Source organism: Dyella silvae, from assembly GCF_026421305.1.
Lineage (GTDB): Bacteria > Pseudomonadota > Gammaproteobacteria > Xanthomonadales > Rhodanobacteraceae > Dyella > Dyella silvae.
On sequence record NZ_JAPJBQ010000001.1, the window covers coordinates 472,876 to 488,066 of the forward strand.

13 protein-coding genes are annotated in these 15,191 nt (G+C 61.2%); 5 read left to right on the top strand and 8 right to left on the bottom strand.

Annotated features, from left to right (window positions below):
• Nucleotides 1-128 precede the first annotated feature (128 nt).
• Entirely contained in the window at nucleotides 129-2,564 is a 2,436-nt protein-coding gene (locus tag OQE56_RS02225) for a TonB-dependent receptor plug domain-containing protein (RefSeq protein ID WP_267221097.1), read from the bottom strand.
• Nucleotides 2,565-2,862: 298 nt separating this feature from the next.
• Between OQE56_RS02225 and fusA the strand changes: the two genes are divergently transcribed.
• Nucleotides 2,863-4,992, top strand: a complete 2,130-nt coding sequence (gene fusA / locus OQE56_RS02230) for an elongation factor G (protein WP_267221099.1) — start codon at nucleotides 2,863-2,865, stop codon at nucleotides 4,990-4,992.
• A gap of 66 nt (nucleotides 4,993-5,058) precedes the next feature.
• On the opposite strand, the gene OQE56_RS02235 is transcribed toward fusA, so the two are convergent.
• On the bottom strand, nucleotides 5,059-5,793 hold the full coding sequence (locus OQE56_RS02235; protein WP_267221101.1) for an aspartyl/asparaginyl beta-hydroxylase domain-containing protein: 735 nt from the start codon (nucleotides 5,791-5,793) through the stop codon (nucleotides 5,059-5,061).
• Between the two features lie 207 nt (nucleotides 5,794-6,000).
• Here OQE56_RS02235 and OQE56_RS02240 point away from each other — a divergent pair, with 207 nt between their 5' ends.
• On the top strand, nucleotides 6,001-6,258 hold the full coding sequence (locus OQE56_RS02240; RefSeq protein ID WP_267221104.1) for a hypothetical protein: 258 nt from the start codon (nucleotides 6,001-6,003) through the stop codon (nucleotides 6,256-6,258).
• Nucleotides 6,259-6,367: 109 nt separating this feature from the next.
• Here OQE56_RS02240 and OQE56_RS02245 read toward each other — a convergent pair whose 3' ends face one another.
• From OQE56_RS02245 to OQE56_RS02260, 4 genes are read right to left on the bottom strand one after another with little or no spacing between them, the layout of a single operon-like run.
• On the bottom strand, nucleotides 6,368-6,856 hold the full coding sequence (locus OQE56_RS02245) for a hypothetical protein (RefSeq protein WP_267221106.1): 489 nt from the start codon (nucleotides 6,854-6,856) through the stop codon (nucleotides 6,368-6,370).
• Nucleotides 6,853-7,731 carry an FAD:protein FMN transferase gene (locus tag OQE56_RS02250; protein WP_267221107.1) on the bottom strand — a complete coding sequence of 293 codons (879 nt, stop codon included), beginning with the start codon at nucleotides 7,729-7,731 and terminating at the stop codon, nucleotides 6,853-6,855. Before OQE56_RS02250 ends, OQE56_RS02245 begins: the two co-directional genes overlap by 4 nt.
• Nucleotides 7,700-8,230, bottom strand: coding sequence for an FMN-binding protein (locus OQE56_RS02255; protein WP_267221108.1), 531 nt, complete (start codon nucleotides 8,228-8,230; stop codon nucleotides 7,700-7,702). The genes OQE56_RS02250 and OQE56_RS02255 overlap by 32 nt, the downstream gene beginning before the upstream one ends.
• Nucleotides 8,231-8,239: 9 nt before the next feature.
• Nucleotides 8,240-9,175, bottom strand: coding sequence for a DUF6662 family protein (locus tag OQE56_RS02260; RefSeq protein ID WP_267221110.1), 936 nt, complete (start codon nucleotides 9,173-9,175; stop codon nucleotides 8,240-8,242).
• A gap of 535 nt (nucleotides 9,176-9,710) precedes the next feature.
• Here OQE56_RS02260 and OQE56_RS02265 point away from each other — a divergent pair.
• Nucleotides 9,711-10,484 (top strand): hypothetical protein, encoded by a 774-nt coding sequence (locus tag OQE56_RS02265; RefSeq protein ID WP_267221112.1) that lies wholly within the window; start codon nucleotides 9,711-9,713, stop codon nucleotides 10,482-10,484.
• A gap of 71 nt (nucleotides 10,485-10,555) precedes the next feature.
• On the top strand, nucleotides 10,556-11,392 hold the full coding sequence (locus OQE56_RS02270) for a transporter (RefSeq protein WP_267221114.1): 837 nt from the start codon (nucleotides 10,556-10,558) through the stop codon (nucleotides 11,390-11,392).
• 182 nt (nucleotides 11,393-11,574) lie between these two features.
• Here the strand turns inward: OQE56_RS02270 and ahpF are convergent, their stop codons facing one another.
• Nucleotides 11,575-13,164: an alkyl hydroperoxide reductase subunit F gene (gene ahpF, locus OQE56_RS02275; RefSeq protein WP_267221116.1), complete on the bottom strand. Its 1,590-nt coding sequence runs from the start codon at nucleotides 13,162-13,164 to the stop codon at nucleotides 11,575-11,577.
• Nucleotides 13,165-13,315: 151 nt separating this feature from the next.
• A complete protein-coding gene (ahpC, locus tag OQE56_RS02280) occupies nucleotides 13,316-13,879 on the bottom strand; it encodes an alkyl hydroperoxide reductase subunit C (RefSeq protein WP_267221117.1) in 564 nt (187 codons plus the stop codon).
• A gap of 439 nt (nucleotides 13,880-14,318) precedes the next feature.
• Between ahpC and OQE56_RS02285 the strand changes: the two genes are divergently transcribed.
• The gene (locus tag OQE56_RS02285; protein WP_267221119.1) at nucleotides 14,319-15,014 is read left to right on the top strand and encodes an alpha/beta hydrolase; all 696 of its coding nucleotides are present in this window, start codon (nucleotides 14,319-14,321) and stop codon (nucleotides 15,012-15,014) included.
• The last annotated feature ends 177 nt before the right edge of the window (nucleotides 15,015-15,191 follow it).

The following is a 15,191-nucleotide window of genomic DNA, read 5'->3' on the forward strand; positions in this document are numbered from 1 at the left end:
GACAATGGCTGGTGAGCGGTTAGCTATCGCACAGGCATTGTTTTGGGGCAGTGAAGATATTCGCCGAAAAACAAATGGCGCGCATCACCCGATACGCGCCATGCCGTTACCCGATGGGATATTGCAATTTACCAGCGATAGGCCACTTTGCCGTACACGTAGGCGCCATTGAAACCGAACGGCGAAAACACGGAGTAGGGCAGCGCACCGTTGTTGTCGTTGGCGGGAATGACGTGGTCGGGGTAGGTATTGAGCACGTTGTTGCCGCCTAGCGTGAAGGTCCAGCGGTTTAGCGTGTAGTTCACCGCCAGGTCGAGTATCCACTTGGCGCCGAACGTCTGATCGAGGGCTGCGGTGGAAGAGTTGTACGACACCCAGCTGCCATAGCGCGTCAGCGTGCCATCGAAGCTCCAGCGATGGATGTTGTAGACCTCGTTGAGAATCAGCTTGCTGCGTGGCGTGGTATCGGCCAACAGGCCGTACTGGTCGCGGCGGTCGATGCGCTTCAGGTTCACGCCGAGCTGATCGAGAATCGCCGGGTTCGGCTTGATGTCGATGACCTTGTTTTTGTTGTAGTTGTAGCTGAGCGTGCTCTGCAGCGAGCCGGCGTCGCCGAAATCGCTGAGGTAGCTGGCCACCAGGTCAACGCCACGGGTACGCGTGTTCACCGCATTGGTGAAGTAGGCGATGCCGCTGTAGTTGCTGTTGCGGATGCCATGGGCGGCGAGATAAGCCTGCACCTTGGGCGAGGTGGTGGCCAGATTGCTCGACAGCGTGATGCGGTTGTCGATGGTGATCTGGTAGACGTCCAGGCTCAGATTGAGCGCGTCGGTGGCATTCCACACGGCGCCGAAGGTGTAGTTGCGGGACTTTTCCGGCTCGAGCGGCTCGGCACCCAGCAGTTGGCCCACGGCACTGTTCACCGGTACCAGGCCGGTGTTGTAAATGCCGGCGGGCAGATGCAGCGAATTGCCGGTGCCGTAATACAGCGACGAGGTGTACGAGTAGTGCTGCTGCGCGAGCGACGGCGCGCGAAAGCCGGTCGAAGCGCTGCCACGGAGAGCGAAGCGGTCGGTAAAGTCGAAACGGCCAGCCAGCGCGCCTGACGTGGTGCTGCCGAAGTCCGAGTAATCCTCATGGCGCAGCGACGCCGAGGCGCCGAAGCGATCGGTGAGGTTGGTTTCCAGGCTGATGTACTCGGCAATGTCGTGGCGGCTGTACGCACCGGCGTCGGTCGGCTGGAAGCCGCCAAAGCCTTGAGCGCCACCGGAAACGCCGGAAGTGCCGGTGTACCAGGAGGAAAGATCGCCCGCTTCAATCTTGTAGGTCTGGCGAAGGTATTGGGCGCCGAACGCCAGCGTCACCGGGTTCGGCAGCCAGCTGGTGCTCAGTTCCTTGGCGATATCCACGTCGAGCGATTGTTGGGTCGAGCGCAGGATGCCGTCGTGGAACGCCGTGGGGCTGTAGCCGAAATCGTGCAGGAATGCGCGATTTACGCTGTTATCGGTGGCGTAGGAAACGCGATTGCCGCCGTAATTGCCGCTGATGTCCCAGCGCCAGCCGCTGTCGGTTTTGCCACGCAGCCCAACGACCAGCGACTGGTCGGTGGAGTCAGCGTGCTCCAGCGGAAGATACCCATGTGGGTACAGCGAGGGCACCGAGTTGCTGCTCGCGACATTGCGGAAGAACGCGGGCGATACCGAGTTGCGGTTGCCGTAGTGTCCAAACGCGTACAGTTCCACGCCAGACGCGATGTCGTACTGCGCGTTCAGCAGCAGATTGTGGTCCTTCACCGCCGGGTCGCCAAAGCGCTGCGTCGTACCTTCCCAGGCGCGCGTTCGGTTGGGTTCGGCACGATTGGTGTAATCCTGATTGCCGTCCTGCAGGGTGAATCGAATCCAGCCCTTGTCGTTGTTCAGCGGAACGCCGAAGCTCGCCGAGCCCAGCCATTGACGGCCGTCGCCGGCCGAGTACTGGCCGCCGCTCACGTCCACTTCGCCGCCTGCTGCACCCTTCTTCAGCACCACATTGATCACGCCGGCAATGGCGTCGGAGCCGTATTGCGCAGACGCGCCGTCACGCAGCACCTCGATATGATCGATGGCGCCGATGGGGATGGTGTTGAGATCCACCGCCTGCGAGCCACGGCCCAGCACGCCATTGGTGAGCAGCAGCGCGCCAGGGTGCCAGCGCTTGCCGTCCACCAGCACCAGCACCTGATCCGGCGCAAGGCCGCGCAACTGCACGGGGCGTTGCGAATCGGCCGTATCGGATGCGGCCGGGCGCGGGAAGCTGATCGAGGGAATGATGCGTGCCAGCGCGGTACTCAGCTCGGTGGTGCCGGTCTGCTGCAAGGCCTGCGCCGAGACCACATCGATCGGCGTAAGCGAGCTGTTTTCAGTGCGGTTATCGGCGCGCGTACCCGTGACGATGACCGTGCCCAGTTTCTTGGCGTTATCGGTGTCCGGCGAAGCGTCTTGTGCGGCAGCGTTGGAGACGGTTGAGAGAAGAGCGAGGGCAATCAGGCCCGGCGCGGCCTTGAAGCCGACGTGGTGCTTATCCATGTTTTGGGGAATTCCGGGGGAAGTGGGGCAGTACGGCCCTGCGAGGCTATAGATGGCCCCGGGGAAGTCCAATGGCGATTCGTTGTCTGCTCATAACCGTGTGGCATGAGACGCTGCGCGGCCTTCTGCCTGAAGCGAGGCTTGCGCTGGTGGCGGGCTAAACCTTGGTTATTGATTCAAAAGGGATTCACGGCGCATTGATGCTGTGCTGAACGACCCTATATCCGAGCCCAGTCCGGCGGGCCACGCGGTATGGTGGGTAACCCGGTATGGCCATGAACCTTTGAGGCAGTAATACATGACACGCAAGAAAGCGCTTCACCTGTATCGCAACATCGGCATCATCGCGCACATCGATGCGGGCAAGACCACCACCACTGAGCGCATTCTTTACTACACAGGGAAGAAGCATCAGATCATCGACGTGCACGACACCAAGGAAGGCAAGGGTTCGACCACTACCGATTACCTGGAGCAGGAGCGTAAGCGCGGCATCACCATCCAGTCTGCCGCCGTGTCGACGGAGTGGAAGGGTTACCAGCTCAACCTGATCGATACGCCAGGCCACGTCGATTTCACCATCGAGGTGAACCGCAGTCTGCGCGTGCTGGACGGCGCCGTAGTGGTGTTCGACGGCGTCGCTGGCGTTGAGCCACAGACCGAAACCAACTGGCGCCTGGCTGACCAGTACAACGTGCCCCGGATCTGCTACGTCAACAAGATGGATCGCACTGGCGCGAATTTCGCCCATTGTGTGAAGGGTATCCGCGAGCGGCTTAGCCCCAACGTATTGTTGTGCCAGGTGCCGCTGGGCAGCCACGATGAATTCGTCGGCATGGCCGATCTGGTGGCCGGCGTCGGCTATCTGTGGAACGGCGACGACAAAGACAGTACCTGGGACACTGTCCCGCTGGATCAGATTGCCAGCCGGGTGAAGTTCTCCGCCGTGGGCGACCAGACATGGGTCCATGAATTGGCGCGGCTGCGTCAGGAGACGCTGGAGTACGCGCTCGCCATGGACGATGCTGCATTCGATCGCCTGATCGAAACGGGCGAGTTCGACCCGGAAACACTGAAGCGTTGCATCCGCGAGGGTTGCGTATCCGGCAAGCTGGTGCCCGTATTCTGTGGTTCGTCCTACCGCAACAAGGGCGTGCAGCAGTTGCTGGATGGCGTGGTGGACTACCTGCCGTTCCCGGGCGAGAACGGCGGTATCGCGCTGGTGGATGAAGATGGCCATGTCGTTGGCGAACAAGGTGTCGTCGATGACGCGCCGGCGCGCGCGCTCGCGTTCAAAGTGATCAACGACCAGTTCGGTACGCTGACCTTCTGTCGCATCTATTCCGGCGTCATCAAGAAGGGCGACAGCTTGCTCAACGTCACGCGCGGCAAGAAAGAGCGCATCGGACGCATTGTGGAAGTGCAGGCCAATGCGACCAAAGAAATCGACGAAGTACGTGCAGGCGACATTTGCGCCTTCGTGTCGATGAAGGAAACCGAGACCGGCGATTCGCTGGCCGATCCTGCGCATCCGGCACTGCTGGAACGCATGCGCTTCCCCGATCCGGTGATCAGCGTGTCGGTGGAACCAAAGCATCGCAATGACGTGGACAAGCTGTCGGCCGCCCTCTACAAAATGGTGAAGGCCGATCCTTCGCTACGACTGGAAGTGGATAAGGAAACCGGGCAGACCGTGCTCAAGGGCATGGGTGAGCTGCATCTGGAAGTCACCATCGACCGCATGCGTACCGAGCTGGGTGTGGATGCCAACATGGGCAAGCCCAAGGTGAGCTTCCGCGAGGCGTTTGGACGTCCGGTCGAGCACACCTATACCCACAAGAAGCAATCGGGCGGCTCGGGCCAGTTCGCCGAAGTCACCATGGTGTTCGAACCGCTGGAGTCCGGTAGCGGCGTGGTATTTGCCGACGAGATCGTTGGCGGCCGTGTGCCACGCGAATACATTCCGGCGGTGGAGCATGCGGTACGGGTGGAATCACGCGAAGGCCAGGTGGCCGGTTACGAGGTGGTGGATTTCAAGGCGCGTCTTATTGACGGCAAGTTCCACGATGTGGATTCGTCCGCACTGGCCTTTGAAATCGCCAGCCGCCAGTGTTTCCGCGAGGCGCAGCGGCTGAGCAAGCCGAAGCTACTGGAGCCGGTGATGCGGCTGGAAGTGGTGACCGAAGCGGATTACCTCGGCGATGTGATCGGCGACATCAATCGTCGTCGCGGCAACGTCAGCGACCAGGGGCAGCGTGGTTCGCAGGCGTTCGTGCAGGGCTTCGTGCCACTGTCGGAGATGTTCGGTTACATCAACTTCCTCCGCTCGGCGACCCGTGGGCGCGGCACGTTCACCATGGAATTCGACCACTACGAAGATGTGCCCGCCAACATGGTGGATGTATTGATGGAGAAAGAGGCGAAGTAGCACCAGGCGTTCTTCGCTTGTGACGTGTCTTGCCGGTTCGGCCCGCAGTCGGGCCGGCAAGATGCCTCAGGCAAACCCGCGCCAACGCGCCACCATGCCGACGCCCGCGGTGACCGCGCGCGATAGCAGGCGCAGATCCAGCGGCATCTCGGGTCGGCGCACATCCAGCAGCAGGGCGATCCGCGACTGCTCGCTGCGGTTCCATACTTCGTGCGGATACGTGTCATCCCATAGCAGGTGTTCGCCATTGGCCAGACGATATTCGTCGCCGGCCAGCCAAAGCACGGCACCCGGCCGGCCATCGCCGTTGAGCGGGGCTTCGAGATTCAGCTGATAACGCAGGATGCCCCGGAACGGCCCGGTGTGCTTCGGAATGTGTTTGTGCGGCGCCAGGAAAGACAGGGTGGCCGACAGCACATCCGGTGACTCGGCGATCAGCTTCGAAAGCACTGGGCACTGCGCCTGATTCGAGCGCAGGTCCTGCCCGTACACCTTGAGCAGAAACATGCGCCAGTCCTTGCCATCGGCCGCCGAGATGTCGGCCTGGGCCGGCATGATCTCGTGGAAGCGGGGCAGGTCGTGCACCTCCCGATAAATCGTCAGCGCTTCGCGGCGAATGTCCTGCCAGGCGGCATGAAAGCGATGGCCGTCGGGAAAGTACGTGTCAAGACTCAGCACGGGCGGCGTGCTGATGCGGGCGTCATAGAGCCGGCGAACGGCCCGCGACGAGAGGTCGTAGAGCGACTCCATGGTCGGCGTTCCCTCCTCGTGCTCGGTGAGCGGCAAGGCCTGGCGCCGCAAAGGCCGTCTTCTCCATCGACCGGTGCCACGCACGGTAGCGGCTGAGAGCTCCGTGGTACGTGAACGCGCAGCCGCGGTCGCGGAGGACACGCCCCTCGCTTTTTCTCCTGAGAAAAGTGGCCTTAGTGACTGAAATGTCGTCAATTATTGCTTGTTATTTTACGTGACGTCACTTAAAATAAGCTACACTTAAACGGAGGATTTGCCATGGTTGATCCACTCGATCCCGGTACGCTCGCCTTGCCGCTGAGCTTCAAGCGGTCGCGCGGCCGTCCGCGCAAACCCAATGCGTTGACGGCAGCGGAGCGCGCCCGGCGCTACCGCGCGAGAAAAAAGACTTTGTCCACGCATGTCGTGCCACTGGCCGTGCACAACCAGGTGATGCGCGAGCGCGACGAGGCGAGAGTGCAGGTGACGCATTTGCGCGCCGAGCTGGAGCAATTGCTGCGCCAGTTTTCGCAGTAAGCACAAACGCCATCGGGCCGGCCGTCATCGCGACGGTCAGCTGGTGTGTTCATGGCTTATGCGAAAGGCAAGGCACTGTCAGCGGTGCCTGCATGTCGATGCTTTGGTGCTACTTGATGCGCCGTTGTGGCCGGCGTCTTCCCAGCACGATATGTGCGACAAGCAACAGTGGCATGGCCAGACCCATGCTCCAGTGTGCGATGCCGCTGACATTCCGCCAGCGATCATCCGTCAAGTAGTAGAGCAGGTAGCCGGTAAGAATCAGCCAGCCAAGCACGGTGACGGCGGCGCTTCCGGAAACGCGCTGTCGACGCGTATGCCAGCCGGCGACAATGTGGACACCCCACACCAGGCCGAAACTCCACAAGGCCGCAAAAGCCAGTGCAGCGTGGATACGCAGCCACCAGGGTTCGAGCGGGTGTGGCGTATCACCGAAGTCGCCCTTGCTCATCAGAAAGTAATGAAAGAGCAGCCAGAGGGCGCCGCTGAGCCACAGCCCCCAGCCGACGGCATAGACGAAATAACGCCGCTGACGCGACAGCCGAAGTGGCGTGCGGTGCTGGCCGATAACGCTATGGGGAGGCAGGTGCTTCGTCATAAGGCGGTGCCGATGCCGGTCCATTGCCCGGCCTGGTTCTGCAGATAAGCCACTGCATCGAACTGTTGAAGTATCGGGGCACTTTCGCTACCCAGCGCCAGCACCACCTTGGTGAGAGCGTCGGCGTGGATGCATTGGGGCGCTACCACGGTAGCCACTTGGTAGCGATTCACCTCGACCCGCGTGCGCCCATGGATATGTGGCGCGGCGTCCGGGGTGGCGTTGGCGCGCCCTGAGCTGGTGGCGACCGCCACTTCGCCGACTTCGAGCACCGGGATGTGGGTGACACCGGCTTCATCCGTGGCGATGGCGACGCGATGCGGACCTTCGCCGAGTGTGCGCAGATCGCCGCCGGCGTTGACGCAACCGTGCGCGACGCCGTGTGCGCGCAGTACATCAATTGCGCGATCGACGGCGTAGCCCTTGGCGATGCCGCCCAGGTCAATCCATGCGGCACGACGCAGGCGTGCGCCACCTTGTTCGTCGATCTCGATGTCTTCCCAGTTTGCATCGGAGCAGGCTGGGTGATGAGCGTCGGGAGCGGGAAGCAGACCCTTGGCCACCAGGCGTGAGCCAATGGTGACGTCGAAAACGCCGCGCGTGAGTTGAGAAAGCCTGCGCGCCTCCATCAGTACGCGGGCCGTCTGGGCATCCAGTTGCACACGTTCACCCGGCCCAGCCGCGTGCAGACGCGACAGATCGCTTTCCGCCTCGTGAAAACTCATCAAGGCATGAACACGCTCCACCGCGGCAAAAGCCTCGGTGATCGCCGTGTGCGCGATCGCCTCGGTCATGCCGGTGACGCGAATGTTGACCGTGGTGCCCAGCAAAGGGCGCGCACGCTCAACTTCCTTGTTTGGCGAGAACGAGGTCATACGTGGTCAGCAGACGCTTGATGCCATCGGTGATGTGGCGGCTCGACAGGGTGGCGCCGGAGATGTTCTTGATGTCGCCGTTGAGCTTCAGCGGCGCGTCGTGGGTCTTGCCGGTGAATTGCGCGCGCCAGGCTTCGTTGCGCACCTGGTCGCCATAGGTTTCCCGATACTCGAGTATTTCCACCGACTTCACTGCGCCCTTGTCATCCAGTGCGAGTGCGAACGGAATGAACTCGTGCTTGCCCACCACCTGATCGGCAATGAACCAGCCACCCGTGGAAACCCGCCACGCCTTGAGGTTGGGGCTGAGTACGTTGACGTCGCACGCTTTCTCAATGGACTTCATCTGCTCAGGCGTCAGCGTCACGAAGTCGGGCGTGAGCGTGGCACCCGGAAACATCTGCGCCTGGGCTTGTTCGACACTCATGTACACCGTGGCCTGCACCGGGGCAGCAACGACCAGGGCGTAGGCGGGAATCAGCAGGAAACGTGATTTCATGGCAGTCCCTCAGAAGTACCAGCCGGCTTTGATGCGGACGCGGTACTTTTCAAAATCGTTGTCATAGATGCGGCGGCCGACGATGGCGCCCGGCACGGTATCTGCGTGGGCAGTTGCCCAGGGCAATTGTTCGAGGAAGGTGGCAGTCACGAAGAATTTCTTGCCGCCATAGTGGATGACGGGGCCGACAAAGTAGCCGTCGTTCGACTCGTTGCTGAAGTTGTAGCTGTTGTATTCGTGCTCGTTGAGGAACTCGATGCCCGCTGACCAGTTGGGCGCAAAGCGATAGGACGCCGCGATGTTGAGGTTGACGTCGGTCTCTTCCTGCCAACGCTTATGGGTCTTTGCATCGTCGGCCCAGTCGTAGCGCAGTTCGGGCGCGTAGGTAAAGTTGAAAGCCGTTACCAGCCGGTCGTCGAGAAAGTTCTTCTGCAGAATCAGCTTGGTTTCCAGCTCGCGGAACTGCGGACCAATCGTCGGCTCGACGTAAATGGCCACACCCAATGGATCCGTGTAAGGACTCCACAAGCGATAGATGGCCTCGCCGGAAAAGCCGACGAAGCGCTTGGCGTTGTAGTGATCATCCGGGCCGGGTCGGTCGTAAGACAGCGGCTCGGGCGGTGTGGTCTCTTCGAAGGGGCCATTGTGATAGGCGCGCGACCATACGTAATTGGCGTAGAACGCGAGCTGGAGCTTATCGGTCATGCCGTACTCGAACTCCGTACGGCCGTCGATCTGATCGAAATAGCCAGCGATCTTCTGGTGACGCCACGTAGCCCATTGCTCCACCTCCTTCGCCCCCTGTGGCAGAAGGTCGGTGGTGTAGACGTAGCCGAACTGACTCTCCTCGGCATGAGCCGCAGAGGCGCACCCCAGGCCAGGCAGGGCAACAGAAAGCGTAGACAGCAGGCAGGTGCGTAGGCGCCGGCTAATGGGGTGCAGCATGAAGCGTCCTTGGCAGATTTTCTTGTGGACGCGATTTTAAATGAGAGTAATTCGCATATGCAATTTTGATGTTCAATTCGCAAGTAATTGCGGGAGACATTGGGCGCAAGTGGGCTTTGATGCCAGCGTTAGCGGAGGCAGGTGGCGGCGAATACGCAACGCGGAGATAGCCGATGTGCGCGTTCCATAGCGCGCAGCTTGTCGGCGGCTCGCTGTTTTGGACGTCCATTTGATGGAGCGTTCAAGCCTGTTCAGAAAGATCGACATTTGCGTCAGCTTTGCGCAAGAAAGTCGCCTTCAATTTGCGATCTGTGTCGTGAAACGAGATGTTTTCTAACCGGCGCCTGAAGTAAATGTCGCCGATGCCTGAACAAGCGACGCAAGTCTCTTCTCACAAGAGGTCTGTTCGAGGAATATGCGGCACCGAGGCCGCGGCACATGTCTGTACATGGCGCGCGGTAGATGCGGAGATCATCTGTAAAGCCCCCAAGGCCCCTCAACAGGAGTGTTTCTTTCCTTCTACCTGGGGTGAATCATGAAAAGGCATCTGCTCGCGCTATCCGTATTCAGTGCGGTCCTTGGTTTCGGTATCGGCAGCTCAGTTGCCTTCGCGGCAGACGCGCCCGCCACATCGGATGGTGCGCAGGACGCAAGTAAGCTCACGTCGTCGTACACCACGTTCGCCGGATCCAGCACCAATGCGCAGGCATTGGTGAGCGGATTGCGCAATGGCACGTCCATTGTTCTGATTACGCCCGCCACGGCCACCAGCCCCGCCGTGCAAACCACCTTTACGCCCGATACGGGCAAGATGGGCTACGGCAACGTCAATATCGCGCTTGCAATGGCGCAGGCGGACCTGGCCAAGGCAGGTATCACTCAGCCCACGGCCGCACAGATTGAGGCCGCATTGAATGGCGGAACTCTGGCGGGAAGCCATGGTCCGGTGCAGTTGCCAGGTGTGCTGGCACTTCGCGACAAGCACGATGGATGGGGTGGTGTTGCAAAGTCGCTCGGTCTGAAGCTTGGTGCCGTTGAGCATGCTGCCAAGGCGAACGGGCCCGTGCCGGATCACGACGACGTCGCACATGCCGACAAGGACGCTAAGGCCGACAAGGACGCCAAGGCGGATAAGGATGCCAAGGCCGACAAGGACGCCAAGGCGGACAAGGACGCCAAGGCCGACAAGATCGCCAAGGCAGACAAAGTGGCTGACGTCAGCCACCCCGATAAAGTCGACCGCCCTGAAAAGGCTGACCGCCCGGACAAGCCGGAGCGTCCTGACAAGCCCGAGCGCAGCGGTCGCTGATCTCTACTGAAAACCTCGATCGAGAGGCTCCCTGAGGGCCTCTCGTGTTTTGTTGCGCGCAAGGAATATCCATGAATTTGAAGAACACGGGCACGCTGTGTGCCTTGGGTGTGTTTGGGTTGCTGGCACAGGCGGCCCATGCTGAGGACAGCTCAACCATCAAGGTTGGCGCCGGCGTCGACTACACCACTGGCAAGTACGGCACGTCGACCACCACGGATATCACCGAAGTGCCGGTGACGTTCGGTTACGACGTAGGCGACTGGTCGTTCAAGCTGGATGTGCCGTACATCCATGTCTCCGGTGCGGACAACGTGATTCCGGGTGTGGGTCCGGTCGAAAACAAGAACCCGAAGAAGCGCGGCCACGGCAAGAATGCCTCGGTCACGCCGACGCCGACGCCCACGACGCCGACCACCGGCTCTGCCTCCGGTCTGGGCGACATCGTTGCCGCTGCCACGTACGAGGCCTATAGCAACAAGGCCGCGAACTTCGGCATCGATCTCACCGGCAAGATCAAGTTCGGTACCGCGAGCGCGGACGAGGGGCTTGGTACCGGCAAGAACGACTACAGCTTCAATGTGGACATGTACAAGGGCTTCGGCGCCTGGACGCTGTTCGGCGGCGTGGGCTACACGTGGCTCGGCAGTTCGCAGTACGTGCGCTTGAACGACGTGTTCACCGCCAACGTCGGCGCGAGCTACAAGATCGATCGCCAGAGCACCATCGGTGCCTATTACGACTATCGCGAAAAAGCTTCGAGCACCAGCTTCGCGCGCAATGAGCTGACGGGTTACTACTCGTACAAGTTCGCCAGCGCGTGGAAGGCCCAGGCGTACGTCACCAAGGGCTTTACCGATGGCAGCCCCGACTGGGGCGTTGGTGCCCACGTGGTGTATTCGTTCTAAAAGTCGCCAGGAACATCCGAGGCAGCCAGAAGTTTGCTATACCGTCATCTCCGCTGTCGCGGGGATGACGATGTCGCGGGGCGCTGGGTGTCTTGGGCTTTGTCGGCGGCTATAAGCGCACCATAAAAGAAGTCGGCAACCTTGATGGTTGCCGACTTGCGTTTGCGTGATGCGGAAGAGCGTCAGGCGACGGCTGTTTCCCTGACTGCTTCTTCCACGGGCAGGCGAATCAGATAGTCAAAGGCGCTCAGCGATGCCTTGGATCCTTCGCCCATGGCGATGACGATCTGCTTGTAGGGCACCGTAGTGACATCGCCCGCAGCGAACACGCCGGGTACCGACGTCTCACCGCGTGCATCTACCTCAATCTCGTGGCGCGGCGACAGCTTGACCGTACCCTTGAGCCATTCGGTGTTCGGCAACAGGCCGATCTGCACGAAGACACCTTCCAGTGCCACATGGCGGCTCTCGCCACTGCTGCGGTCGGTGTAGTTCAGACCGGTGACCTTCTGGCCGTCGCCCAGCACTTCGGTCGTCTGCGCGCTGACGATCACGTCCACGTTCGGCAGGCTTCGCAGCTTGCGCTGCAGCACTTCGTCCGCACGCAGCTTGCTGTCGAATTCGAGCAGGGTGACGTGGCCCACGATGCCAGCCAGGTCGATCGCTGCCTCAACGCCGGAGTTGCCGCCGCCGATCACCGCCACATGCTTGCCCTTGAACAGCGGGCCGTCGCAGTGCGGGCAGTACGTCACACCCTTGTTGCGGTATTCCTGCTCGCCCGGCACGTTCATGTTGCGCCAGCGTGCGCCGGTGGAGAGGATCACCGTGCGGGCCTTCAGCGATGCGCCGTTGGCAAGGCGCACTTCATGCAGGCCGCCTTCGGTGGTGGCGGGAATCAGTTGTTCGGCGCGCTGCAGGTTCATCACGTCCACGTCGTATTCGTGCACGTGCTGTTCCAGTGCGGCAGCCAGCTTCGGGCCTTCCGTGTAGGTCACGGAAATAAAGTTCTCGATAGCCATGGTGTCCAGCACCTGGCCACCAAAGCGCTCGGCCGCCACACCCGTACGGATGCCTTTGCGTGCCGCGTAGATCGCGGCAGCAGCGCCAGCCGGGCCGCCGCCGATCACCAGCACCTCGAACGGCGCTTTGGCTTTGATTTTTTCGGCGGCGCGGTCGGCCGCATTGCTGTCCAGCCGGCCTGCAATCTGTTCGATCGACATGCGGCCGGTGTCGAAGAGTTCGCCGTTGAGGAACACCGTCGGCACCGACATCACCTGGCGCTCGTTCACTTCGTCCTGGAACAGCGCGCCGTCAATCGCCACATGCTTGATGTTGGGATTGAGCACGCTCATCAGGTTCAGCGCCTGCACGGTATCCGGGCAGCTGTGGCAGGAGAGTGACATGAACGTCTCGAAGCGGTATTCGCCGTCGAGATGGCGCACCTGCTCAATGACGTCCTGCGTCGCCTTGGACGGATGGCCACCAACCTGCAGCAGCGCCAGTACCAGCGAGGTGAACTCGTGGCCCATCGGAATGCCGGCGAAACGCACGCTGACGTCGGTGCCTACGCGGTTGATCGCGAAGGAGGGCTTGCGAGCATCGTTGCCATCGAGACGCAGTGAGACCTTGTCCGATAGCGAGGCGATGTCTTCCAGCAGGCCCTTCAGCTCCTGCGACGATGCCTGATGGTCGAGGGAGGCCACGAGCTCGATCGGGTGTACGACCTTTTCGAGATAGGCCTGCAATTGGGTCTTCAGATCGGCTTCCAACATGGTGACTCCATCGTTTCTTAGGGGTGAGCACTACCCGCACCCGGCGTGGCCGGGCGTTGCGCGCGCCTTCGAATTCGGAAAGCGGACCCGGCGGACGCCGGGTCCCGTGGCCACCCGATGCAGCGGGTGGCAAGAGAGGTAAAGCGGTGACTTAGATCTTGCCGACCAGGTCGAGCGACGGCTTCAGGGTCTTGTCGCCTTCCTTCCACTTGGCCGGGCACACTTCACCCGGATGGGAGGCAACGTACTGCGCGGCCTTCACCTTGCGCAGCAGTTCGGAAGCGTCGCGGCCGATGCCGTTGTCGTGGATCTCGCACAGCTTGATCTGGCCTTCCGGATTGATCAGGAACGTGCCACGCAGCGCCAGGCCCTCTTCTTCGATCATCACGTCGAAGTTGCGGGTGATGGCACCGGTCGGGTCGCCGATCATGGTGTACTTCACCTTCTTGATCGCGTCCGAGGTGTCGTGCCACGCCTTGTGGGCGAAGTGGGTGTCGGTCGAGACCGCGTAGATTTCCACGCCCAGCTTCTGGAACTGATCGTAGAAATCGGCCAGGTCTTCCAGCTCCGTCGGGCAGACGAAGGTGAAGTCGGCGGGGTAAAACACCACCACGGACCACTTGCCCTTGAGGGAAGCATCGGTCACTTCGACAAACTGGCCATTCTTGAGAGCCTGGGCCTTGAACGGTTTGATTTCGGTGTTGATCAACGACATCGTTGTTTTTCCGTTAGTTGTGGTTGGTGGAAGACAAAGCGTACGGGTTTTGTGGCGATTGATCCAATTGATTGTTGAGATGGCGGCCATTGAGGTTGGCTATGGTGGTGCGCCTGGCATACCGGGCGGCGGCCGACCTGTATCGCAACAGGGTTTTGCGGTGCGATGACTTCGTAGGGTCGCTCGCCCTACGTCATTGAGGGGTGATTTTTGCGCCACGGCGGCAGGTGCCCGGCCACACTGGCGGCGCTCGTCGCCGGCCATGGGTGCCGTGTACGTGGGCGTTACCCGTCACTGCCCATTTACCCCCGCAAGCGGAGAGTAGCCCGGCAGCGGGGCCGCCCTTCAATGAACCGTCCGAGTGTCGCGTGGCAGAACGATGGGAGATGAGCAGCTGGCCTCCCGTCCACCGTATCGAGATCAAGGCGCGGAGAAGATCATGAGCAACAAACCTGCTGTGGTATTGGTTCACGGGTTCTGGGGCGGTGCCGCCCACTGGGCTAAGGTCATTCTTGAACTTAAGGGCCTGGGTTACGGCGACCTGCACGCAGTCGAGATGCCGCTGACGTCGCTCGCCGAGGATGCGGAGCGCACGCGCAAAATGCTCGCCCAGATCAATGGACCCGTCGTGCTTGTGGGTCATTCGTATGGCGGCGCCGTGATCAGTGAAGCGGGCAACCAGCCAAACGTCCGCGCGCTGGTGTTCATTGCGGCATTTGCTCCGGATGCAGGCGAAAGTCCGGGTGGCATCACACAGGAGAAGCTGCCGGAGGCGGCACCGAATCTTGCGCCGGACAGCGACGGTTACCTCTGGCTGAAGCCGGACAAGTTCCACGAAAGTTTTTGTCAGGACCTGACGGCGGACGAAGGCCTGGTCATGGCGGTGACGCAAAAGGCGCCGCTGGCAGTCACCTTCGGCAATCCGGTGACCGATCCTGCCTGGAGGCACAAGCCGGCGTGGTACCAGATCTCCAATCACGACCGGATGATCCATCCCGAGAACCAGAAGATGATGTCCGCCCGGATGAACGCGCGGAAGATCATCCATCTTGATGCCAGTCACGCCTCGCTTGCGTCGCGGCCACGCGAAGTAGCCTCGCTGATCAACGACGCGGCATCGGCAACAGCCTCGTAATGCGACGATTCGATGGCGGCGCCACCGGGACATGGCATGCCCGTCTTCAAGGCAAGGTGGCTGTGCCGCCATAAGGAGTCGCTAGCAAGCGCTGCGTGATACGGGTGTGATCGTGCGCGGAGCAACGCGCATGGGAAGACCGATTGACTTCCACCAGCCAGAACTTGTACCAAGACA